The sequence below is a fragment of the Methylobacterium sp. WL7 genome (genome assembly GCF_008040085.1).
Classification (GTDB): domain Bacteria; phylum Pseudomonadota; class Alphaproteobacteria; order Rhizobiales; family Beijerinckiaceae; genus Methylobacterium; species Methylobacterium mesophilicum.
Map to the genome: position 1 here is coordinate 28,399 of NZ_VRVG01000008.1, position 20,640 is coordinate 49,038.

At 69.5% G+C, this 20,640-nt stretch carries 20 protein-coding genes; 12 read left to right on the plus strand and 8 right to left on the minus strand.

Features of this window, described 5'->3' with window-relative positions:
- The first annotated feature begins 110 nt into the window (after positions 1–110).
- Positions 111–1,286: a glycosyltransferase gene (locus tag FV233_RS03970; RefSeq protein ID WP_147853112.1), complete on the plus strand. Its 1,176-nt coding sequence runs from the start codon at positions 111–113 to the stop codon at positions 1,284–1,286.
- Here the strand turns inward: FV233_RS03970 and FV233_RS03975 are convergent, their stop codons facing one another.
- The 3 genes from FV233_RS03975 to FV233_RS03985 form a co-directional block, all read right to left on the minus strand.
- A complete protein-coding gene (locus FV233_RS03975) occupies positions 1,287–2,243 on the minus strand; it encodes a helix-turn-helix domain-containing protein (protein ID WP_147853111.1) in 957 nt (318 codons plus the stop codon).
- Between the two features lie 220 nt (positions 2,244–2,463).
- Positions 2,464–3,420: a helix-turn-helix domain-containing protein gene (locus tag FV233_RS03980; protein ID WP_147853110.1), complete on the minus strand. Its 957-nt coding sequence runs from the start codon at positions 3,418–3,420 to the stop codon at positions 2,464–2,466.
- Between the two features lie 550 nt (positions 3,421–3,970).
- Positions 3,971–4,747: a zinc-ribbon domain-containing protein gene (locus FV233_RS03985; RefSeq protein WP_147853139.1), complete on the minus strand. Its 777-nt coding sequence runs from the start codon at positions 4,745–4,747 to the stop codon at positions 3,971–3,973.
- A 238-nt stretch (positions 4,748–4,985) separates the two neighbouring features.
- Here FV233_RS03985 and ftsE point away from each other — a divergent pair, with 238 nt between their 5' ends.
- The 3 genes from ftsE to FV233_RS04000 all read left to right on the plus strand — a co-directional run bounded on the left by ftsE (position 4,986) and on the right by FV233_RS04000 (position 7,578).
- The gene (ftsE, locus tag FV233_RS03990; RefSeq protein WP_147853109.1) at positions 4,986–5,678 is read left to right on the plus strand and encodes a cell division ATP-binding protein FtsE; all 693 of its coding nucleotides are present in this window, start codon (positions 4,986–4,988) and stop codon (positions 5,676–5,678) included.
- The gene (locus tag FV233_RS03995) at positions 5,675–6,643 is read left to right on the plus strand and encodes an ABC transporter permease (RefSeq protein ID WP_147853108.1); all 969 of its coding nucleotides are present in this window, start codon (positions 5,675–5,677) and stop codon (positions 6,641–6,643) included. Before ftsE ends, FV233_RS03995 begins: the two co-directional genes overlap by 4 nt.
- A gap of 152 nt (positions 6,644–6,795) precedes the next feature.
- Positions 6,796–7,578, plus strand: a complete 783-nt coding sequence (locus FV233_RS04000; protein ID WP_147853107.1) for a YdcF family protein — start codon at positions 6,796–6,798, stop codon at positions 7,576–7,578.
- Positions 7,579–7,803: 225 nt separating this feature from the next.
- Here the strand turns inward: FV233_RS04000 and FV233_RS04005 are convergent, their stop codons facing one another.
- From FV233_RS04005 to FV233_RS04015, 3 genes are all read right to left on the minus strand, one after another.
- The gene (locus tag FV233_RS04005; RefSeq protein ID WP_147853106.1) at positions 7,804–8,130 is read right to left on the minus strand and encodes a hypothetical protein; all 327 of its coding nucleotides are present in this window, start codon (positions 8,128–8,130) and stop codon (positions 7,804–7,806) included.
- Positions 8,130–8,597 carry a PTS IIA-like nitrogen regulatory protein PtsN gene (ptsN, locus tag FV233_RS04010; RefSeq protein ID WP_147853105.1) on the minus strand — a complete coding sequence of 156 codons (468 nt, stop codon included), beginning with the start codon at positions 8,595–8,597 and terminating at the stop codon, positions 8,130–8,132. The genes FV233_RS04005 and ptsN overlap by 1 nt, the downstream gene beginning before the upstream one ends.
- A gap of 134 nt (positions 8,598–8,731) precedes the next feature.
- On the minus strand, positions 8,732–9,328 hold the full coding sequence (locus FV233_RS04015; RefSeq protein WP_147853104.1) for an HPF/RaiA family ribosome-associated protein: 597 nt from the start codon (positions 9,326–9,328) through the stop codon (positions 8,732–8,734).
- Between the two features lie 146 nt (positions 9,329–9,474).
- Here FV233_RS04015 and FV233_RS04020 point away from each other — a divergent pair, with 146 nt between their 5' ends.
- From FV233_RS04020 to FV233_RS30145, 7 genes are all read left to right on the plus strand, one after another.
- On the plus strand, positions 9,475–11,064 hold the full coding sequence (locus FV233_RS04020; RefSeq protein WP_246689898.1) for a glucan biosynthesis protein D: 1,590 nt from the start codon (positions 9,475–9,477) through the stop codon (positions 11,062–11,064).
- Between the two features lie 62 nt (positions 11,065–11,126).
- Positions 11,127–13,286 carry a glucans biosynthesis glucosyltransferase MdoH gene (gene mdoH / locus FV233_RS04025; protein WP_281407991.1) on the plus strand — a complete coding sequence of 720 codons (2,160 nt, stop codon included), beginning with the start codon at positions 11,127–11,129 and terminating at the stop codon, positions 13,284–13,286.
- Between the two features lie 194 nt (positions 13,287–13,480).
- Positions 13,481–13,702, plus strand: coding sequence for a hypothetical protein (locus tag FV233_RS04030; RefSeq protein WP_147896668.1), 222 nt, complete (start codon positions 13,481–13,483; stop codon positions 13,700–13,702).
- A 43-nt stretch (positions 13,703–13,745) separates the two neighbouring features.
- Positions 13,746–14,660 (plus strand): LysR substrate-binding domain-containing protein, encoded by a 915-nt coding sequence (locus FV233_RS04035; protein WP_147896687.1) that lies wholly within the window; start codon positions 13,746–13,748, stop codon positions 14,658–14,660.
- Positions 14,661–14,780: 120 nt separating this feature from the next.
- Positions 14,781–15,527 (plus strand): glucose 1-dehydrogenase, encoded by a 747-nt coding sequence (locus FV233_RS04040; protein ID WP_147896669.1) that lies wholly within the window; start codon positions 14,781–14,783, stop codon positions 15,525–15,527.
- Between the two features lie 33 nt (positions 15,528–15,560).
- A complete protein-coding gene (locus FV233_RS04045; protein WP_147896670.1) occupies positions 15,561–15,959 on the plus strand; it encodes a cupin domain-containing protein in 399 nt (132 codons plus the stop codon).
- Positions 15,960–16,126: 167 nt separating this feature from the next.
- Entirely contained in the window at positions 16,127–16,285 is a 159-nt protein-coding gene (locus FV233_RS30145; protein ID WP_187277628.1) for a hypothetical protein, read from the plus strand.
- 11 nt (positions 16,286–16,296) lie between these two features.
- Here FV233_RS30145 and FV233_RS04050 read toward each other — a convergent pair whose 3' ends face one another.
- On the minus strand, positions 16,297–16,497 hold the full coding sequence (locus FV233_RS04050; protein WP_147853379.1) for a hypothetical protein: 201 nt from the start codon (positions 16,495–16,497) through the stop codon (positions 16,297–16,299).
- Between the two features lie 350 nt (positions 16,498–16,847).
- Between FV233_RS04050 and FV233_RS04055 the strand changes: the two genes are divergently transcribed.
- Positions 16,848–19,163, plus strand: coding sequence for a Tex family protein (locus FV233_RS04055; protein ID WP_147896671.1), 2,316 nt, complete (start codon positions 16,848–16,850; stop codon positions 19,161–19,163).
- 91 nt (positions 19,164–19,254) lie between these two features.
- On the opposite strand, the gene FV233_RS04060 is transcribed toward FV233_RS04055, so the two are convergent.
- Positions 19,255–20,448, minus strand: coding sequence for a flagellin (locus FV233_RS04060; RefSeq protein WP_147896672.1), 1,194 nt, complete (start codon positions 20,446–20,448; stop codon positions 19,255–19,257).
- Positions 20,449–20,640: the final 192 nt, after the last annotated feature.

Here is a 20,640-nt window from a genome sequence, read left to right on the forward strand (position 1 = left end):
GATCGATCCGGGCGGTGCTGCGCTTTCCGGTTTCGTTCAGGCGGCGTCGGGCATAGCCGGGAGGCCCGCGTCCGGTCCCATCCGTGCGGGCCCAGACGGAGACCGCCCCGGTGACGCGCACCACCCAGCCAGCCGATTCCACGCCCTCCGCGATCATCGCGATCCCGGTGCGCAACGAGGTCGAGCGGATCGAGGCCTGCCTCCGGGCCATCGACGCGCAGGTCGGGCTCGCCCCCGGAAGCCTCGGCCTCGTCCTGTTCCTGAACAACTGCACGGACGGCACCGACGCCCTCGTGGATCGGCTGGTGCCGACCCTGTCGATCTCGGTACGGGTCGCGAACGAGGACTTTTCCGGCGCGCATGCCGGTTGGGCACGGCGCAAGGCCATGGATCTCGCCGCCGCCTGGCTCGGGGATGCGGGGAATACGGGGATGATCCTGTCGACGGATGCGGACAGCCGCGTCCCGTCGAACTGGGTCGCCCGCAACCGCGCCGCCATCGAGGCCGGCGCCGACGCGGTCGCCGGCCGGGTCGAACTCGACGCCGCGGAGGCCGCGCTCCTGCCGCCATCCCTCCCCGCCCGCGGGCGCCTCGAGGACATCTACGATGCCCTGATCACCGAGGCTGAAGCGCGGATCGATCCGGACCCGAACGACCCATGGCCCTGCCACCGGACCGCGATCGGCGCGACCTTGGCGGTGACCCGGAACGCCTACCGGGCGGTCGGGGGCATGCCGGAGATCCCGCTCGGTGAGGACGGTGCGTTCATCGCGCGGCTGATCGAGCACGGCCTGCGGGTCCGGCACGCCACCGATGTCTGCGTGACGATCTCGGCGCGGCTCACCGGCCGGGCTCCTGGCGGCGTGGCCGACACGATCCGCTCCCGCTGCGAGGAGCCGGACGCGCTCTGCGACGCCCGGATGGAGACCTTTCCGCGGGTGGTGCGCCGTCATCTCTGGCGGCGGCGGTTCCGGCGTTTGCACGGCTCGGGCAGCCTGCGGAGGAATGACGCTTGGGCGCAGGCCATCGGAATCGACCGGGCGGAGGCCGTCCGGATCGCCGAGCTCCCCCTCGGTCAGGCCATCGCGGAGGCGGAGCGCGCCAGCCCGCGTCTGGCGTACCGGCCGATCGGTCCGCGTCAGTTGCCGGGCCAGATCCGGCTCGCGCGGATAGGCATCACCGGGATCCGAATGGCGCAGCGCCTCGCGGGCCTGACCCGGTCGGCCGCCGGCGGGGCGACGGCGACGGCACAGCCGGTCGCCGATTCGCAGGCCGGGCGGATCTGATCATCCCTTCCCTTGAGCGAGCAGATCCCGGGGCGATAGACCGAAGCGCTGCCGGAAGGCCCGGCTGAACGCGGCTGCGTCGGTGAAGCCGCAACTCGCCATGATCGATGCGATCCGGGCGCCCGCCGTCCGCATCATGACGATGCGGTCGTGGGCGCGGTCCAGCCGTGCGTCGCGGATCGTCGCCGCGATCCCCTCCCCGCCCGAAAAGGCCGCGTAGAGCCGGCTTCGGGAGATCTGCAGGGATGCGGCCAGCGACAGGGGGCCGAACCCGGGCTCGTGCAGGCAGCGCTGGATGTGGGCCAGGGCCAGGGAGCGCACCGCGTCGGCGGACAACTCACCGTCCTCGGTCGTCCGCCGCCCATGGACGATGCCGCGGAGGATGTGGAGGGCGCCTTCGATGGCGATACCGGCCTGGGCTTCCGACATGCCGGAGACAGAGGTCGCGAAGGCGTCGAGATGAGCGCTCAGCAGCCCGCGCAACGGCGTGGCGCTCAGCTTCGTGCCGATGAGATCCTGCGGGTCGCCGACCTGCGCCGCGAAGATGGCGCGGGGCACCGAGAGGCGGATCTCATCGTAACCGACGCTGCTGCCGGCGATACCGGGCTTGCCCGTAGCGTGGAAGGCGACATCGCCGACGCCCAGGATCGCGCCGTTGGTGCCCTGCTCGATGAAGCCTCGCCCGGCCGCCACCAGCATGATCGCGATGTCGTCGTGCCCGTCGCGGCCGATATGACGCGCGGTGCGATCCACGCCGACCGGCGCGCTGACGGTGCGCAGCAGCGTCCCCCTCGCGGAGGGCGCGACCGTGCGGCTGGCCGAGAAGGCGGCGGCCGGATCGAACGGCGTGATGGTCGCGGCGCTGAGCACCGCGTCCCGCCAATATGCGAACGCATGCTTCGGCCCGACCACATCCGTCGTCTGAATGAAGATGGGGACCTTCGCCTCGACACTCACGGCGCCCTCGCCTCGCAACGCCCGATCCCGCCGACAACCCGCCGCGTGACGTGTGCTCCCCCGGTGGGAATCGTACTCGGCGGTCCGCTATCGGCTTCACCGACGCAGGAAGCAGCGCATCGTGCCGCCTCGAGCCGCGCTACGGTTATGAACCGGGCCGTCGCCCGTCACCGTGTCCGACCGCACCCTCGCGGACAGCGTCATGGCGGCCCGGACCCGTTCAGGCGACAGCCTGGGCGAGGAGGTCGCGCGGCGAGAAGCCGAAGCGCTGTCGGAAGGCGCGGCTGAAGGCGGCCGGGTCGGTGAAGCCGCAGGTCGCCATGATCGACGACACCCGGACCCCGGCCCTGCGCATCATGACGATCCGGTCGTGGGCCCGGTCGAGCCGCGCGTCGCGGATCGTCGCCGCGATTCCCTCTCCGCCGGAGAATGCGGCGTAGAGGCGGCTGCGGGAGATACGAAGGTCGGCTGCCAGGGCATCCGGGCCGAACGTCGGATCGTGCAGGCGATGCTCGATCCGCGCCAGCGCCAGGGACCGCAGCGCGTTGGCCGACAATTCGTTGTCCGCGCGGGCATTCTGGCCGTTGATGACACCCCGGAGCAGGTGGAGCGCACCTTCGACCGCGATCCCGGTTTCGGCATCCGACATCGATTCCACCGACCCCGCGAACGCGCGCAGATAGGCCGCGAAGAGTTCGTTCAGGGGGCCGGCGGCGAACTTCCTCGCGGCGAAGTCGTCGACGTTGCCGATATGCGCCAGGAAGGTCGCACGCGGCACGGCGAGACGGATTTCCTCGTAGTCGGACAGGCTCCCGCCGCCGCCCGGCCGTCCCCAGGTCTGGAAGGTGATGTCGCCGGCATTGAGCAGCGCGCCGTTGTTGCCTTGTTCGATGTAGCCGCGGCCGCGGGTGACCAGCATGATGCCCATCTCGTCCCGACCGTCGCCGCGGACGTGGTGCGGCTTGCGCTCCAGGCTGAAGGGTTGGCTGATCGTCCGGAAAATCGATCCGTGGCGGGATGCCGCGACCATGCGCGAGGCTGCGAACGGAACCTCCGAGTCAAGTCGTTCGAGGTCGGTGCCAGCCATGACGGTGCTGCGCCAATAGTCGAACGCCTGTTTCGGCTCGACGGCATCTGTCGTTCCGAAGAAGATCGGGACGGTTTTCTTGGCAACCACGGCGGACCCGCCCCACAACCTTAAATTCGAGTGCTGGCGATCGCTCGCCGTACGACAGCAGACCTAGAGTTTCAGATCCGTTCTCAAGAGGCAATAGGCAAGCAACAGCTTCCTTCCGACGCCGATCGCGGCGGAAGGAAACACTTTCCAAACTTTAAACGCCCCGTTGCGTCAGCTGAAATTCGACGAGAAACCCTCGACGAGTTTCGAAAACCGCCGACCGTTACAGATTACCGCTGCCGCCCAAATCTCGTCACATGGCATCCCTCGCGCGCGCTACCCGGACGACGAGATCAGGATCAGCCGTTCTTCGCCACCGACTGATCCTGTCCGTGGCAGCGGCACCGGAGACAGATCTAGCGCCGCCGCAGGCCGTGCGATGTGCGGATCGTTCCGGGGTGACGACAGAGAACGCCGGGCAGATGGATTTGGTCTGCCGTCCTGACGGGTCCGCAAGTCAATGGCTGCCAAGAGAATCCCGCGGCGGCGTCCCCACGCACGGTGTCGATCGATCCGACGCCCGGCCGACCGTAGCCAACTTCGATTCTCTTCAATGACCGCCGGTCGGGGTTCGGGCGTCGTCGCGCGCCGGTTCGGAATCGGCAAAGTGCAGCACCACGGCCCGGCCTGAGGCGGGCGGGCTTATCAGCGTGCCACGGAACCGCGCGGTCTCGGCCGTCCCGAGCACGGCCCGCGGCGGCGCGACCGGGAAGGACCGGATCACGCGTCCGGCGGCGTCGCGGATCTCGGCGCTCAACGTCGCCACCGGCACATCGGTCCGGGCGATTCCGACGAGGTCGCCCTCGACGACCAGCTCGGCCGGACGGCCGTCCTCGGACGGATTGCTGAAGGCCACGACATCGCGGATCTCTATGCCGCGGAGGTTCACCGGCAGACCGACCCGGGCGAACAGGGCGGCGCTCTGCGGGACCGCACGGACCACGCTGTCACGGGCGAGGCAGATCAGAGGCACCGCCGCCAGCAATGTCAGCCCGACGGCCAGGGACGGCGACAGACCCTGCACGCTGCGCCAGCCCTTGGCTCGGTCGGCCCGCGGCGGTGCGCGCCGGCGGACCCGCGGCGGATCAGGCGCGTCGGTTGCCGCCCGGACCGTGGCGGAGGCTTCCTGCCAGGCTGCGTCGGCGACCGGATCGGGCTCCGCCTCGGCCCGCTCGGCCAACTCGGCCTCGTGGCCGGCCAGCACGTCGGCGGGGGTGATGAACCACGTCTCGCGGCAGGCGGCGCAGCGAACCGAACGGCCCTCCATGCCGACCTTGCCGGCATCGAGCCGGTATTCGCTGGCGCAGCTCGGGCAGACGATCAGCATACGCAAGCCATTCGCTCAGGGCGCTCGCCTCCGGTCGGGCGGGCAGGTTCCGTCCGGGATCGAGTCCCGCGTCCGATCATCCCGGCCGGAGCCGGACGGCAAAATCAGTTGCGAAAGCGTGCCCGAACAGGGTTAAGCGTCAGTGAAAGCTGACCGGCCTTGAAAACGCCCGCCCATCCGGCGATTTCGGCATCATGGATCGGCGAAACCCGGCACGGCTTTGAACGTACAGGCGAGCATGAAGAGCCTGCTGCCAGGCGCGGAGCGGCCGGTGGTGCAGTTCGAGAATGTCGGCATGCGCTACGGCCTCGGGCCGGAAGTGCTGTCGGACGTGAGCTTCCGGATCGCGCCCCGCTCGTTCCAGTTCCTCACCGGCCCGTCGGGCGCCGGCAAGACGACGCTGCTGCGCCTGATCCTCCTGTCGGTGCGTCCGACCCGCGGCCTCGTCTCGATCTTCGGCGAGGAGGTCAGCGGCATATCCGCGAAGGCGCTAACCGGCCTGCGGCGGCGCATGGGCGTCGTGTTCCAGGATTTTCGCCTTCTCGACCACCTCACCACGTACGAGAACGTGGCGCTGCCGCTGCGCGTCCAAGGCCGGTCGGAGACCAGCTACCGGGCCGAGGTGGTGGAGTTGCTGCGCTGGGTCGGCCTCGGCGAGCGCATGCACGCCCTGCCGCCCCTCCTGTCGGGCGGCGAGAAGCAGCGCGCCGCCATCGCCCGGGCGCTGATCGCCCGTCCGGACCTGCTGCTGGCCGACGAGCCAACGGGCAACGTCGATCCCAGCCTCGGGCGCCGCCTGCTGCGGCTATTCTTGGAACTCAACAAGCTCGGGACCTCGGTGATCATCGCGACCCACGATTTCGGTATCATGGACGCCGTCGACGCCCGCCGCATGGTGCTGGGCGAAGGCGGGCTGCGGATCGAGGAATGAGCGCCCCCGCGACGGCCCGGCCCAAACCAGACTCCGCGTCCGGACCGGCGGATCCGGTCCTGCCCACGGGCCTACGCCGCAACGCCGCCCTGGTCCCCACCGACACCGCGGCCGGGCGGTCGCTGGCTGCCGTCATCGCGATCCTGACATTCCTGGCGGGCCTGTGCGCGGGCGCCGCCGAGATCGTCGCCACCAATGCCGGACAATGGCAGGGCGACGTCGCCCAGGAAGTCACGATCCAGGTACGGCCCGGCCCCGGCCGGGAGGTCGACGCCGACGTCGCCCGGGCCGAGACCATCGCCAAGTCCGAACCCGGGATCGCCGAGGCGCGGGTCTTCTCCAAGGCGGAGGCCGAGCGGCTCCTGGAACCTTGGCTCGGCAGCGGCCTCGATCTGTCGGACCTCCCGGTTCCGCGCCTGATCGCCCTCAAGCTCGCCGACGACCGGAGCGCGGACCTGAAGCGCCTGCGCACGCGCCTCACCGAGGCGCTTCCCGGCGTGGCGAGCCTCGACGACCACGCGCTCTGGCTCCAACGGCTCTCGACGGCGGCCAACGCGTTCGTGGGCATCGGCATCGGGATGGTGGTGCTGGTGCTGGTCGCCACCGGTCTGGCCGTCACATTCGCGACGCGGGGTGCCATGGCGGGCAACCGCGAGGTGGTGGAGGTGCTGCACTTCGTCGGCGCCGACGACGACTACATCGCCCGCGCGTTCCAGCGCCGGTTCTTCGGACTGGGTTTGCGCGGGGGTGCGATCGGCGCCGGCCTGGCGATCCTGGCCTTCGCGATCGCCGGATTGCTGGCCCGGGCGGCCCGTTCCGGCCCGGCCGGACAGGAGGTCGAAGCCCTGTTCGGCGCGGTCCAGGTCGGGCTGCGCGGTTATGCCAGCGTGATCCTGATCGGCGTGATCGCTTCGCTGGTCACGGGAATCGTTTCGCGGATCACCGTCCGGCGCTTCCTGTCCTGAGCGCGTAACAACATGGGCATGCACGGGAAACAGGGGGTCACGGCAAACCGTTAAGGGTTGGGAAAGGTTATCGCGGCGGTGTGGATGTGGTCGATCGGGCCGCCTCCGGGCCGCCGCATTCGACGCCGATCCTCCGGAGGATGACCACGCGGATGCAACGCGCACCGGCCCCCTACCCGACGGACGCCCTCGGCTGGGCCTGGAACGAGTGGGTTCTCCCGCGCCGCGTCTTCGTACCGGCCCGGTCCCATCCCCGGCACCGGCTCGCCGTATGGGCCTGTGGCCTCGCCGCCGGTGCCGGCAGCCTGGCCCTCTTCGTCGGCTTCCTGATCTTCGTCAGCGCGCTGGCCCGGCACGAGCGGAGCCCGGCCGATCGCGCCGACGGAATCGTTGCGCTGACCGGCGGGGCGCAGCGGATCGGCGACGCGATCGACCTGCTGGCCGGCGGCTACGGGCGGCGCCTGCTGATCACCGGCGTCAACGAGCGCACCAGCCGCGACGAGATCACCCGTCTGAACCCCACCCAGCGCGCCCTGATCGCCTGCTGCGTCGATCTCGACTACAGGGCCCGCAACACGATCGGGAACGCCATCGAGACCCGTCGCTGGATGCGGGCGCACCGCTTCAACACCGTCGCGGTGGTGACTTCGAACTACCACATGCCGCGCACTCTCATCGAGCTGGACCATGCGCTGCAGGACAGCGACCGCGTCCTGCCGCATCCGGTCGTGACCGAGGGTCTGGATGCCGACCGCTGGTGGCGGAGCCCGCCCACGGCCAGGCTTCTGGCCTCCGAATACGTGAAGTTCCTGGCGAGCTGGGTCCGCACTCGCTTCGAGGAGGATCCGGAGCGCTCCCGGGCGGCGATCCTGATCGGCCGCGGCAAGCCGGTGAAGATGGTCGCCGAGCCGCTCATGATGCGCGGACTCGATTGAGGTTCTCCGGTTAGGTTTCGTCGGCCGATCGATCGAACCGACCGGGTCATTGCGCGGCGCCGCAGGCGAGCCCTGAATCCCGGGCCGCCGACCGAGCAAAACCTTGATCTGTCTCAGTTATGGATCCCGGGTGCCGCTGCGCGGACCCGGAATGACAGGGCGGATTTTCGAGCGAGAAGCAGATGCGGCGACCACTACCCGAACGCGTGTTCTCGATACCAGACCTCAATGCGCGCCGCAGCGCGCCTTGATCGCCGCCGAGAATTCCCGATCCGAACCTTGAACCTGGGCGAGACTCTGGGCGCGCTCAGAACCCGAAAGGCAACGTCCGTAGACGCTCGCGACCCGGCGCATCGTATCGACGTGACGGCGCCAAACGCGGCAGTTCTTGGCATCGTCGCCATCCGCCTGCTCGAGTTGCTCCAGGGCCTGTCGCTGCATCGATTGCGCCACCAGGACATCTCGGCCGCACGTGGCTTCCCCCTGAGCCAGCGCGATGCCGGGTGCCACCCCGAGGATCACGAGGATCGCGGCGAGACGGAAGATCGGCATCAGGCGGCCTGCGGCGCCGTCGAGCGGGTCAGCAGAGCGTAGAGCGCGCTGGCATCGCGGGCGGCGCGGATGTGGTTGAGCATGCCAGGCTCGCGCAGGATCCGGGCGACCTGGGCCAGCGCCTTCAAGTGGTCTGCGCCCGCGCCCTCGGGTGCGAGCAGCAGGAACGCGATGTCCACGGGCTGCCCGTCGAGGGCCTCGAAATCCACCGGCTTGTCGAAGCGTGCGAACAGGCCGAACAACCGGTCGAGGCCCGGCAGCTTGCCATGCGGGATCGCCACGCCGTCACCGATCCCGGTCGAGCCGAGGCGCTCGCGCTGGAGCAGCGTATCGAAGACCGGCCGCTCGTCGAGCGCCGGCAGCCGGCGCACGGCCTGTGACGCGAGCTCCTGAAGCACTTGCTTCTTGGCGCGCGCGCGCAGCGACTGCACGACCGATTCGGGGTCGAGGAATTCCAGAATTGGCATCGATCGACCGTTGCCCCGTCACCCATCCACGTCGGAACGGGCCTCGTCGCAGAGGCGTCTTGGGCGACGCCTCTGACTATCAATGGGCCGGAGAACGGGCCGGTTCCGGCTCCGTTCCTCCCGGTCCACACGCGTCAGTCGACGGCGCCCGGCGGGTCCACCCAGCCGATCGCGCCATCGCTGCGCCGGTATACGACGTTGACGCGCCCGGTGCCAGCGTGGACGAACACAACCACCGGGGATCCCGTCATGTCGAGCGCGGTCACCGCCTCGCCGATGGTCCGGCGCTGCAGGGTTTTGGTGCTCTCGGCAACGATCGGCGGGTGGGCATCGCCGTCCTCCGGCTCGTCCTCGTCCACCTCGTCCGGCGGGGCGAACACAGCGTAGGCAGCCTCGATCGCCGCGGGATCGTTGGGGCCAGTGGCGTGCTGCTTCAACCGATGCTTGTAGCGGCGCAGGCGCGTCTCGAGCTTGTCGGCGGTCTGCTCGAAGCTCGACCGCGCGTCGTGGGCGACGCCGACCGCCTCGATGGTCAGCCCCGACACGAGGTGCAGGACGCAATCCGTACGGTAGGCCGTTCCGTCGCGCCGGAGCGTCACGTGGCCGGTGCAGGAATCGCTCATGTGCGAGTCGAGATACTTCGTCAAAGTCGCGGACATCCGCTCATCGACACGGCCGCGCAGACTCTCTCCGAGATCCACGCCGTGGCCTGTGACCCGCAACGATCCCATGCTTCCTCCCCCGTGCGATTCAGTCCCGAGAATTAGAGAGCCGGCTTGCTCTAAGTCAACGGAGTCGGGTCCGTTCCGTCCGGACCGCGGCTTAACCCTGGGTTCAGCCGGCCTCCCGGTATACAGGCACCGTTCCGACACCTGAGATGCAGGCCCTCATGACCACCGCCGACGGATTCGCCGCCGCCCCCACCCGCCGTGCCCTTTTGGCCGGAGCCGTGGGTATCGCCGCGGGATCCCTGCCGGCGATCGCACACGCGGCCGAGCCGGCCGGCGCCAACCCGGCGACGACCCTGCCGGGCGCCGGCGCGCCGTTCGAGGCCGGGACCCTCGCCGACATCGCCCGGGCCCGGGCCTCCGCTCCCTACGCGGCGCCGAAGACCGACGACGTGCCGGCGGTGCTGAAGGGGCTGTCCCGGGACGCCTACGAGGCGATCCACCCGGTGCCCGGCCGCGCGGTCTGGGCCGGCCGGGACTTCGGCTACGAGGTCGAGCCGCTGCTGCGCGGGTCGATCTTCGACACGCCGGTGTCGCTCTTCGTCGTGGAGAACGGGCTGGTGCAGCCGATCGCCTACGATAGGGACAGCCTGATCGCCGCCAACATCGCCCTGCCGGAGCTGAGCGCCGACACCGCCTTCTCGGGGTTCCGCCTGCGCGCCCGCTTCGGTGACGGGACCGAGCTGTCGAACTTCGCGCTGTTCCAGGGCGCCTCGTTCTTCCGCCTCGTGGCCGAGGGCCAGGATTTCGGCATCAACGCCCGGGCACTGGCCCTGCGGCCGGCCGATTCCCGCGGCGAGGAGTTCCCGCTGTTCCGCGCCCTGTTCATCGAGGCGCCCGCACCCGGGCAGCCGATCGTCGTGCACGCGCTGGTCGAGTCGGAATCGGCCGCCGCCGCGTTCAAGCTCACGCTGACGCCGGGCCGCGAGGCCTCCGTGGCCGGGATCGACGGCACCGTGTTCGCCCGGGCCGAACTCGACCACATCGGCCTCGGCGGCATGCAGGGCAGCTACCTGTTCGGTCCGCTCGACCGGCAGAAGGTGGACGACTTGCGCGCCGCCGCCTTCTCGGTGGAGGGGTTGGCGATCCGCAACGGCTACGGCGAGCCGATCTGGCGCCCGGTGCACAATCCCGAGGCGCTGCAGGTCTCGGCCTTCCTGGACCGGGGGCCGAAGGGTTTCGGCCTGATGCAGCGCGCCCGCTCGTACGACGACTTCGAGGACGACCGTCGGCACTGGGAGCGGCGCCCGTCCCTGTGGATCGAGCCGCAGGACGATTGGAGCGAGGGCGCGGTGACGCTCCTCGAGATCCCGAGCGATTCGGAGCTGAACGAGAACGTGTTCGCCTACTGGCGCCCGAAGGCTAAGCTCGCCAAGGGCGGCGAAATGCGCTTCCTCTGTCGCCAGCACTGGTCGAGGGGCTGGCCCGATCCGCTGCCCCCCGAGCTCGCCCGGGTGAAGGACAGCCGCTGCGGCCACGGCAGCGCCGGCAACCGGCGCCTGTTCGCGGTCGATTTCGAGGGTGACGGGCTGACCCGGCCCGAGGACATCGAGGTGGCGCTCAGCGCCTCCGCCGGGACGATCACCCGGCAGGATCGGTTCCCCTATCCCGAGCGCCGGACCCTGCGGGTGCTATTCGAGCTCGATCCCGGCAGCGAGCGGGCGAGCGAATTGCGCCTCGGGCTCCGGCGCGGACAGGAGCGGGCCAGCGAGACCTGGCTGTTCCGCTGGACGCCGTGATTTTCAATCGCCCATCACCCCGAGGATCACACCCCGCCGTGCGCCTGGACGAGACCACCACGTTGACGCCGCCCGCATCCAGCCCGGATGCCGGCACCGCGCGCCCTGAGAAGACTGCTGCGATGCCACCTGAGGCGCCCCTGGCGATGCCGGTGCAGGACCTCTCGACCTGGGATCGCACGGGCGGCCACCGGCCGGCGCGACCGCGAAAAACTCCCTGGGCGGCCCGGCTGTTCGTGTTCGGCGGCGCGCTGGCGCTCACCTTCTATGGCGGCTGGCAGATGGTCGAGACCGTGTCGGTCTCCGGCAGCCCGACCGCCTTGCAGCTCGTCCTGGTCGTGCTGTTCTGCCTGACCTTCTCGTGGATCGCCCTGGCCTTCACCAGCGGCCTGCTCGGCTTCGCGATGCTGCTGCGCCGGCCGCGCCCGGCCCCGGTCCCGACTGCGCTCCACACCCGTACCGCCGTGCTGATGCCGGTCTACAACGAGGCGACGGCCCGGACGTTCGCCGGCGTCGAGGCCATGCGCGAGGCCGTGGAGGCCACGGGGCTCGGCGACCACTTCGATTGGTTCGTACTCTCCGATTCGACGCAAGCCGACGCCTGGATCGCCGAGGAGCGCGCCTTCCTCGACCTGCGCCACCGCCTCGGCCCGGATGCCCGGCTGTACTACCGGCATCGGCCGAAGAACCATCACCGCAAGGCCGGCAATATCGGCGACTTCGTCACCCGCTGGGGCGGCCACTACGACCACATGCTGGTTCTCGACGCCGACAGCCTGATGAGCGGTCCGGCCGTGGTGGCGCTCGCGGCCGCCATGGAAGCCGACCCGGATTCGGGCATCGTCCAGACGCTGCCGCTGATCATCAACCGCAACACCCTGTTCGCCCGTCTCCAGCAATTCGCCGCCCGGATCTACGGACCGGTGATCGCCGCCGGGCTGTCCGCCTGGTCGGGTCGCGACGGCAATTACTGGGGCCACAACGCCATCATCCGCACACGGGCGTTCGCGCAGGCCTGCGGGTTGCCGGACCTGCCCGGTAAGCCGCCCTTCGGCGGCCACATCCTGTCCCACGACTTCGTCGAGGCAGCCCTGATCCGCCGCGCCGGCTGGGCGGTCTACATGCTCCCGCAACTGCCCGGCTCCTACGAGGAGAGCCCCCCTTCGCTGATCGACGTGGCGGTCCGCGACCGCCGCTGGGCGCAGGGCAACCTGCAGCACGCCCGGGTGATCGGCGCTGCCGGCCTGCACCCGGCCACGCGCCAGCACTTCGCCACTGGCATCGCCGGCTACCTCGCCTCCCCGCTCTGGCTCTGCCAGCTCGTGGTCGGTATCCTGCTGGTCCTGCAGACCGCTACGGAGCGGCCGGACTACTTTGGCGGCGCCGGGTTTTCGCCGGTCTTCCCGCGGTTCGATCCCGTCCGCGCGCTCCAGCTGTTCGGCCTGACCATGGCGGTCCTGCTGGCCCCGAAGCTCCTGGGCCTGATCCTGGCCCTCCTCGACGGACCGGTGCGGCGGGCCTGCGGCGGCGCCGGCCGGCTGATCCTGTCGAGCCTCGTCGAAGTCCTGCTGTCGGCCCTGGTGGCGCCTGTGGCCATGGTGATCCAGTCCGGATCGGTGATGGGTATCCTGCTCGGACGCGATACCGGCTGGAATCCGCAGCGCCGCGACGACGGCTCGATCCCGATGCGGGACATCGTGGCCCGCCATCGCTGGCATACGGCGCTCGGCCTGGTCGCCGGCATCGCGGCCTTCGCGCTCGCGACCTCACTGTTCCTCTGGATGAGCCCCACGATCCTGGGTCTGGTCCTGGCAATCCCGATCTCCTGGGCGAGCGGTCAGCTCGGCCTCGGGCTGGCACTCAAGCGCCGCCGCCTGCTCGCGACACCCGAGGAGGAGACCCCGCCGGAGATCGCCGTCCGGGCCGGCATCCTGGCGGCCCGCAACGCCAGCCAGGGGCTCGACGAGGCCGATGCACTCGCCGCGCTCCACGCCGATCCGGCGCTGGCCGAGGCCCATGCCCGCATGCTCCCCGTCGGCCTGTCACGGCCCCGGGGTGCCATCGACCCAGACCAGACCCTGGCCACCGCGAAGATTTGCGAGGCCGCGACCGTGACGGAGGCTCGGGCCTGGCTTTCTCCGAAGGAACGCATGGCGCTGCTTCACGACCGTGCCCTACTCGATCGGCTGGTACGGCTGGAGCACGACAACGCTCGGGAATGACGGACTGGAATACTGGGACGCGGATGCTTCGGGCTCGAAGTCCTGAAGCACCCGCTCACAGATACCTATCGCCGCACGGGCGGCGACAAGGCGCTGCGTTACTGGTAGGATTGAGTATCGTCGGCTGACCGCACGAGCGCCGATGGCTGAGAGACTCGTCTGGACTCCCGCTCGAACTGCACGGGGGTTTACCGATGCCGCGCTACTACTTTCACTACCAGGATCACTTGACCAGCCTCGACGAGGACGGTCTGGAGCTTGCCGACCAGAACGCGGCTCGTGTCCAGGCGGTGGTCGCCGCCGCCGAAATGCTGAAGGATCTCGGCGGAGCGTTCTGGGATAGCCCGAATTGGCGGTTCTGGGTCACGGACGAGAGCGGCGCGGAGATCTGCGCGCTGCGGATCGCGCCCGGCTAGAACGCGATCCCTAACGGTGGCCGCCGACTGCCGGGACAAGACGATGCGGATCAATCGGACCGAGCTCGCCGACCTTGGAACCTTCGTCGCCATCGCGCGCCACCGTAGCTTCAGGCGGGCGGGCCTTGCGCTTGGCGTCAGCGCGTCAGCATTGAGTCATGCGCTCAAGGCGATGGAGGCACGCCTCGGCGTCCGCCTCGTCAACCGCACCAGCCGGAGCGTGACCCTGACCGCGGCCGGCGAGGATCTGCTCGCTTCGCTCGACGCACCGTTCGCGGCGATCGGGAGCGCCCTCGACGTGCTCAACCGGCACCGGGAGCCGGCAGAGGCAACGGGGCGGATCCGCCTCAACGTGCTCGAACATGCGAGTACGCTCCTGCTCGCGCCGGTTCTGCCCCTCTTCCAAGCGCGTCATCCGCGGGTGGAGATCGACGTCCGGGTGTCCAACGATCTGCTCGACGTCGTGGAGACCGGGGCCGATGCGGGCATCCGCTATGGCGGAACGGTGCCCCAGGACATGGTCGCGCAACGCCTGTCGGCCGATCTGCGCTGGGTGGTGGTCGGCGCTCCTGGCTATCTCGACCGGAATGGAACGCCCGACCATCCGTCCGACCTCTTGGCACACCGGTGCTTGCGCATTCGCCTCGGCGACGAGAGCCTCTACCGGTGGGAGTTCGAGAAGGGGTCCGAGGCGCTCGCGCACGACGTTCCGGGCGCGGTGACGATCGACAACACGCAATTCGCCCTGACGCTCGCAATGTCGGGCGGCGGCCTCGCCTATCTCCCGGAGCCCTGCGTCGGACCGGCCGTCGCCCGAGGCGACCTGCGCATCGTGCTGGCGGACTGGGCCCCGACGGGCGCGGGCTTCCACCTCTACTATCCCGGACGCCGCCAACTCCCGACGGGATTGCGCCTCCTCCTGGACCTGATCCGCGCGGTGAAACCGCTCGGCCTGTAGAGGTGGCGCCACCCGGCAATGAGTTCGACTCATCGATCCGATGAGGAAGGGACGGCTGACCGGCGACCCGTCCAGAGTCTACGTCGAGCACCTCATCGAGGTCAGCGAAGAGATCGAGACATGCGCCGTTTCACCGGGAAGGTCGCCTTCATCACGGGCGCAGCCAGCGGCATCGGCCGCGCCGCCGCGCTCGCCTTCGCGCAGGAGGGCGCGCGCGTCGCGATCAGCGACCGCACGGAGGCTCCGCTGGAGCAGCTTCGCGGCGAGATCGAAGCGGGCGGCGGTGAGGCGCTGGCGATCCGCTGCGACGTGTCGGTGCCGGAGGACGTGGAAAACGCGGTGGCTGCCACCGTCGAGCGATTCGGCAGGCTCGACTGCGCCTTCAACAACGCCGGCGTGGAGAACACGGCCGCTCCGGTCCACCGGATCGCCCTGGACGCGTGGGACCGGATCATCGCCATCAACCTGCGCGGCACGTTTCTGTGCATGAAGCACGAGATCGCGCAGATGCTGCGCCAGGGCGGCGGCGTAGTGGTCAACACCGCGTCCGGCGCCGGCATCCGGGGCGTGGCGGGCGGGGCGAGCTACGCCGCCTCCAAGCATGCCCTGATCGGGCTCACCAAGTCGGCCGCCCTCGACTATGCGAAATCGAACATCCGGGTGAACGCCGTCCTGCCCGGGAACATCGCGACGCCGATGATGGACCGCTTCACCGGTGGCGATATCCAGAAGGCGATCGACCTCGAGCCGGTCGGGCGGCTGGGCAGGCCCGAGGAGATTGCGGAAGCCGTCCTTTGGATGTGTTCCGACCTCGGCGCCTTCGTGACCGGTGCGTCGATTTCGGTCGATGGCGGTTGGTCGCTCTGAGGGACGTTTACGCGACGACGGAGGATCGATCGAATGGACATCAAGCGCAGCGGACGCCAGCCGTCGGGCCCGGGACCGTCCGAGTGGTTCACCGGCACGGTACGGATCGACCCGCTCCACAGCGCGCCCGATCCCGCACGCGTCGCCATGGCGAGCGTGACCTTCGAGCCAGGTGCGCGAACCGCGTGGCACACGCACCCCCTCGGTCAGACGCTGATCGTGACCTTCGGGCGCGGTTGGGTCCAGCGCGAGGGCGGTGCGGTCGCGGAGGTCGCGCCGGGCGACGTGATCTGGTTCGAGCCCGGCGAGAAGCACTGGCACGGTGCCACGGCGACGACGGCGATGACCCATATCGCCATCCAGGAGCGGCTGGACGGCCAGGCCGTGACCTGGCTGGAACAGGTGGGCGACGACTCGTTTCACGGCCCGTGACGCGGTTGCTCGCATCACGGGCCGAGTTGCTCGGAGCCGAGCGCTCTGTTCGACACGCACGCTGTCGCCGGACCGGCCCTACATCCGCGGCGGTGTCGGATTGGCCCACGTGAGGGCTGATTAACCATTCAGCACCTAGGGTCGGCTCAGCCCAAACGGAGCTGTCCATGACCCTGGTGTTCGCGTTCCTGCTGCTGCCCCTCGCCCTGGCCATCGTGCTGGCCCGGGGGGAGCCGGTGCGCACCATCAGCTGCCTCGGCGCCATGGGCGTCGGCTGCTTCATCGCCTGCTGGAGCGTGATGGGATTGCTGCGTCATCGCGCCTGACGCCCGGCGCGCTACAGGAAGCCGCTGGCCCGGGGAGCGCCGGCGAGATGACGTCCGGCCCGGGCAACGAGCTGCGCGAACGCCATCGCGGCCGCCGTGGCCTGCGCCCGAGACGGGAAGCCCCGCCGCGACTCGGCTATCGGCTCCTCGGTCTCGTTCATGAGAACCCAGGTCCAGCGCGTCCGGTCGGTGGCGCGGATCTCGAAGCGCATGGGCTGCTCGCCGGTCCAGAACAGGCCGCCCCGATTCCGGCACCGATCGGTGACGGGGTGATGACGGGCGGCGACGAATCCTCAGCCGACCGGCTCAGCCTCGCGCCTCGGACCCTGGGCAGCGTCGCCGGAGATGTTTGCGCGGCGACGGCGCCGCACGCGTTTGGGGATACGCTAGCGCTGCTGCATCTCGGGCGTTCGATCGCCAATCCGTCGTAGCGATCGCGCGTCCCGAACTTCATCCCCGCCGGCAATGCCGCGAGCGCTAATGGGGGGCGGCCGCCCGGCGCCTTGCATCCGACCGCGCGGAGGCTATGGCAGGGCCCCGCCCCTCGCCCGTCGGAGCCCGCATGATATCCGTGACCGCGCTGATCGCCCAGGAACTCGGGGTTGGGGAGGCGCAGGTCGCCGCCGCCGTTGCGCTCCTCGACGGCGGCGCGACGGTTCCGTTCATCGCGCGCTACCGCAAGGAGAATACCGGGGGGCTCGACGACACGCAGTTGCGCAAGCTCGACGAGCGGCTGGTCTACCTGCGCGACCTCAACGACCGCCGCACCGCCATCGTGGCGAGCGTGCGCGCCCAGGGGAAGCTGACCCCGGTGCTCGCCGCCGCCCTCGACGCCGCCGACACCAAGGCGCGCCTCGAAGACCTCTACCTGCCATTCAAGCCGAAGCGCCGCTCCAAGGCGCAGACCGCCCGGGAGGCCGGGCTCGAGCCTCTGGCCCAGGCGCTGCTGACGAAGCCCGAGATCGCACCCGAACGCGCCGCCGCGGCGTTCGTGTCCGCCGAGACGGGCATCGCCGACACCGAGGCGGCGCTGGAGGGCGCCAGGGCCATCCTGATCGAGCACCTCGCGGAGGATGCCGATCTGGTTGGCCGCTTGCGCGCGGATTTCTGGCGGAGCGGCCAGCTAACGTCGAAGATCCGCAAGGATAAGGTCGCGGAAGGCGCGAAGTTCTCGGATTACTTCGAATGGAGCGAGCGCCTGGAGCGGATGCCTTCGCACAGGATCCTGGCGATCTTTCGCGGAGAACGCGAAGGCATCCTGGACGTCGCCCTCACCGCCGACGGTGAAGAATCGGACCCCGGCCGCCCAGGCCCGTTCGAGACCGCGATCTGCAGCCGGCATCGCATCGCCGCGCGGGGCCGGCCGGCCGATGCCTGGCTGCTGGACGTCGTGCGGGTCGCCTGGCGCACCAAGATCCGCACCGGGATCAAGCAGGATCTGCGGACCCGACTGTTCGAGCGCGCCGAGGACGAGGCCGTGAAGGTCTTCGCCGGCAACCTGAAGGATCTGCTGCTCGCAGCTCCCGCGGGCGGGCGGGCGACGTTGGGGCTCGATCCGGGTTTCCGGAACGGCGTGAAGGTCGCGGTGGCGGACCGGACCGGGCGGATCGTGGCGGTGGAGACCACCTATCCGCACGAGCCGCAGCGGCGCTGGAAGGAGGCGGTCGCGAGCCTCGGACGGCTCTGCCGCACGCACAAGGTCGAGCTGATCGCCATCGGCAACGGTACCGCCTCCCGGGAGACCGAGCGGCTCGCCGCCGAGATCGTGGCGGCCAATCCCGACCTGACGCTCGCCAAGGTCACGGTCTCGGAGGCCGGCGCCTCGGTCTACTCGGCCTCGGAGATCGCCTCGCGGGAACTGCCCGATCTCGACGTGTCCCATCGCGGTGCCGCCTCGATCGCCCGCCGACTGCAGGATCCCCTCGCCGAACTGGTGAAGATCGATCCCAAATCGATCGGTGTCGGCCAGTACCAGCACGACATCAGCGAGGCGAAGCTGTCGCGGCAGCTCTCAGCGGTGGTCGAGGACGCGGTGAACGCGGTGGGCGTCGATGTGAACACCGCCTCCCCGGCCCTGCTGGCACAGGTCTCCGGCCTCGGCACGTCGATGGCGGACAGGATCGTGGCGCATCGCGACGCGAACGGCGCGTTCCGGACGCGCACGGCGCTCAAAGCGGTCCAGGGCCTCGGCCCGAAGACGTTCGAGCTGGCTGCCGGATTCCTGCGCATCCAGGGCGGGGACGATCCCCTCGACGCCTCGGGCGTCCACCCGGAATCCTACCCCGTGGTCCGCCGGATCCTGCAGGCGACCAAGAGCGACATCCGTGTGCTGCTGGGCAACGCTGCGGCCCTGAGCCAGCTCTCCCCCGAAGCCTTCGCGGATGCGCGCTTCGGCACCCCCACCGTGCGCGACATCATCAGCGAGCTGGAGAAGCCCGGACGCGATCCGCGCCCCGCCTTCAAGACCGCGAGCTTCGAGGAGGGTGTCGAGAGCATCGGCGACCTCCGCCCCGGCATGCAGCTCGAAGGCGTCGTGACGAACGTCGCCGCCTTCGGCGCCTTCGTGGATATTGGCGTCCACCAGGACGGGCTCGTCCACATCTCGGCGATGGCGCGCCGTCGCATCGCATCGCCCGCCGAGGTGGTCCGGACCGGCGAGGTGATCCGGGTGCTGGTGCTCAACGTCGATGTCCCGCGCAAGCGCATCGCCCTGTCGATGCGGCTCGACGACCCGATCGAGCCCGGCTCGCCGGTGCGGCGCCCCGGCGAACCGGCGCCGGACCCGAAGCGAATGCGCTCCGGTCCACCCGCGGAGACCGGGGGCGCCCTCGCGGATGCGCTCCGCCGGGCGGGGACGACGCCCGGCAAGCGAAGCTGAGAACGCCTTCGTCCGGACAGAACCGGACGCGGCACGAACGGAAACGGCCGGGGCGAGGCCCCGGCCGTTCCGATCGTGCGTGAGCCGAGGCTTACCGCAGGAGCTGCAGGATACCCTGCTGCGCCTGGTTCGCCAGCGACAGGGCCGAGATGCCCAGCGACTGACGGGTGGACAGGGCCTGCGAGTTCGCAGCCTCCTGGTTCAGATCGGCCGAGGTCAGGTTCGACGCGCCGGTATCGAGCACGTTGATCAGGTTCTTGCTGAAGTCCTGACGGTTCTGCACCACCGACAGGTTCGAACCGAAGGTCGAGGCGTCGGTGCGCAGCTGGCTGGAGGCGGTCGTCAACTTGCCCAGCGTCGTGTTGATGTCGGAATTGAGCAGGAAGTTGCCCTGCCCGATCGTCGACGTCTTCGCCGAGGTGCTGGTGATCGAGGTCAGCCCCAGACCGCTCGAGGTCTCGTCGGTCGCGCTGACCGTGAGGTTCGAGTTGCCCTTCGGGTTGAAGTTGATCGTCAGGTTGTTGTTGTCGCCCTTGCCGTTGATCAGGTTCGTGCCGTTGAAGCTCGAATCGCCGGCGAGCTGATCGATCTGGGTCAGCAGGCTGTTGTACTGCGAGGCGAGCGTCGCCCGGGCCGTCACACCCGACACGCTGAGGTCCGAACTCTGGCCGGCCGCGGCGGTGGTGCCGTAGGTCGGGCCGGAGGACGCCGTGCCGCCCGAGAAACCGAGCGCCGTCTGGTCGGCCGAGGTCTTGAATTCCACGTCCGAGGACGCGTTCATCACGATCTTGGTGCCGTCCGTGCTCTTCGAGAAGCTGCCGGCGCCGACCGCGGTGTTGAGCTTGGTCAGGGCCTGGTCGAGGGTGTCGGTCGTGGCCAGCGCGACGGTAGTCGCCGAGCCGTTCACGTAGAGGTTCAAGGTGGTGGCGGTGGCCGGGGCCGAGTAGGCGGTCGAGGCGGTGCCGGTGGTGGTGATCTGCGTGGACAGCGCCTGGTTGGCGACCGACTTGGCCTGATCGACCAGCTTCTGGATCGAGGTGATGCCCTGGTTGGCGGCCTGGATCGACTGGATCCCGTTCGAGATACCGTCGAGCAGGTTGCCGAGATCGCCCGAGCGCTGGCTGAGGGACTGGGAGGTGAAGAAGCTCACCGGGTTGTCGAGGGCCGAGGAGACCTTCAGGCCGGTGGAGAGCCGGTTCTGAGTGGTCGCGGTCAGCGAAGCCGTGTCCTGCAGGGAGAGCAGGTTCTGGCGGGTGGCGGCGGTGAGGGTGACGCTGGAAGACATCGGGACGATCCTTTTGATCGAGAAGCCGTCTTATTGGCGGCTCCTGCGATGTATCGCCCAACCGCTTGCCGAGATATTAATTCGATCTCTCAAAAAATGTATCTGCGCGGCATGGTTAAAAATATTTATCCGAGATTGAACGCGGGCGGTATTTTCAGATATTTGGATCGAATACTGTGATCGCGAAGTCAG

Excerpts from the sequence above, each read along its gene's own strand:
- FV233_RS04005 (WP_147853106.1), bottom strand. The coding sequence starts at position 8,130 with ATGCCGATCTTCCGTCTCGCCGCGATCCTCGTGATCCTCGGGGTGGCA.
- ptsN (WP_147853105.1), bottom strand. The coding sequence starts at position 8,597 with ATGCCAATTCTGGAATTCCTCGACCCCGAATCGGTCGTGCAGTCGCTG.
- FV233_RS04050 (WP_147853379.1), bottom strand. The coding sequence starts at position 16,497 with ATGCGCTTCGAGATCCGCGCCACCGACCGGACGCGCTGGACCTGGGTT.
- FV233_RS04020 (WP_246689898.1), top strand. The coding sequence starts at position 9,475 with ATGCAGGCCCTCATGACCACCGCCGACGGATTCGCCGCCGCCCCCACC.
- FV233_RS04030 (WP_147896668.1), top strand. The coding sequence starts at position 13,481 with ATGCCGCGCTACTACTTTCACTACCAGGATCACTTGACCAGCCTCGAC.
- FV233_RS04045 (WP_147896670.1), top strand. The coding sequence starts at position 15,561 with ATGGACATCAAGCGCAGCGGACGCCAGCCGTCGGGCCCGGGACCGTCC.
- FV233_RS04015 (WP_147853104.1), bottom strand. The coding sequence starts at position 9,328 with ATGGGATCGTTGCGGGTCACAGGCCACGGCGTGGATCTCGGAGAGAGT.
- FV233_RS03995 (WP_147853108.1), top strand. The coding sequence starts at position 5,675 with ATGAGCGCCCCCGCGACGGCCCGGCCCAAACCAGACTCCGCGTCCGGA.
- FV233_RS04000 (WP_147853107.1), top strand. The coding sequence starts at position 6,796 with ATGCAACGCGCACCGGCCCCCTACCCGACGGACGCCCTCGGCTGGGCC.
- FV233_RS04060 (WP_147896672.1), bottom strand. The coding sequence starts at position 20,448 with ATGTCTTCCAGCGTCACCCTCACCGCCGCCACCCGCCAGAACCTGCTC.
- FV233_RS04040 (WP_147896669.1), top strand. The coding sequence starts at position 14,781 with ATGCGCCGTTTCACCGGGAAGGTCGCCTTCATCACGGGCGCAGCCAGC.
- FV233_RS04035 (WP_147896687.1), top strand. The coding sequence starts at position 13,746 with ATGCGGATCAATCGGACCGAGCTCGCCGACCTTGGAACCTTCGTCGCC.
- ftsE (WP_147853109.1), top strand. The coding sequence starts at position 4,986 with ATGAAGAGCCTGCTGCCAGGCGCGGAGCGGCCGGTGGTGCAGTTCGAG.
- FV233_RS03985 (WP_147853139.1), bottom strand. The coding sequence starts at position 4,747 with ATGCTGATCGTCTGCCCGAGCTGCGCCAGCGAATACCGGCTCGATGCC.
- FV233_RS30145 (WP_187277628.1), top strand. The coding sequence starts at position 16,127 with ATGACCCTGGTGTTCGCGTTCCTGCTGCTGCCCCTCGCCCTGGCCATC.
- FV233_RS04055 (WP_147896671.1), top strand. The coding sequence starts at position 16,848 with ATGATATCCGTGACCGCGCTGATCGCCCAGGAACTCGGGGTTGGGGAG.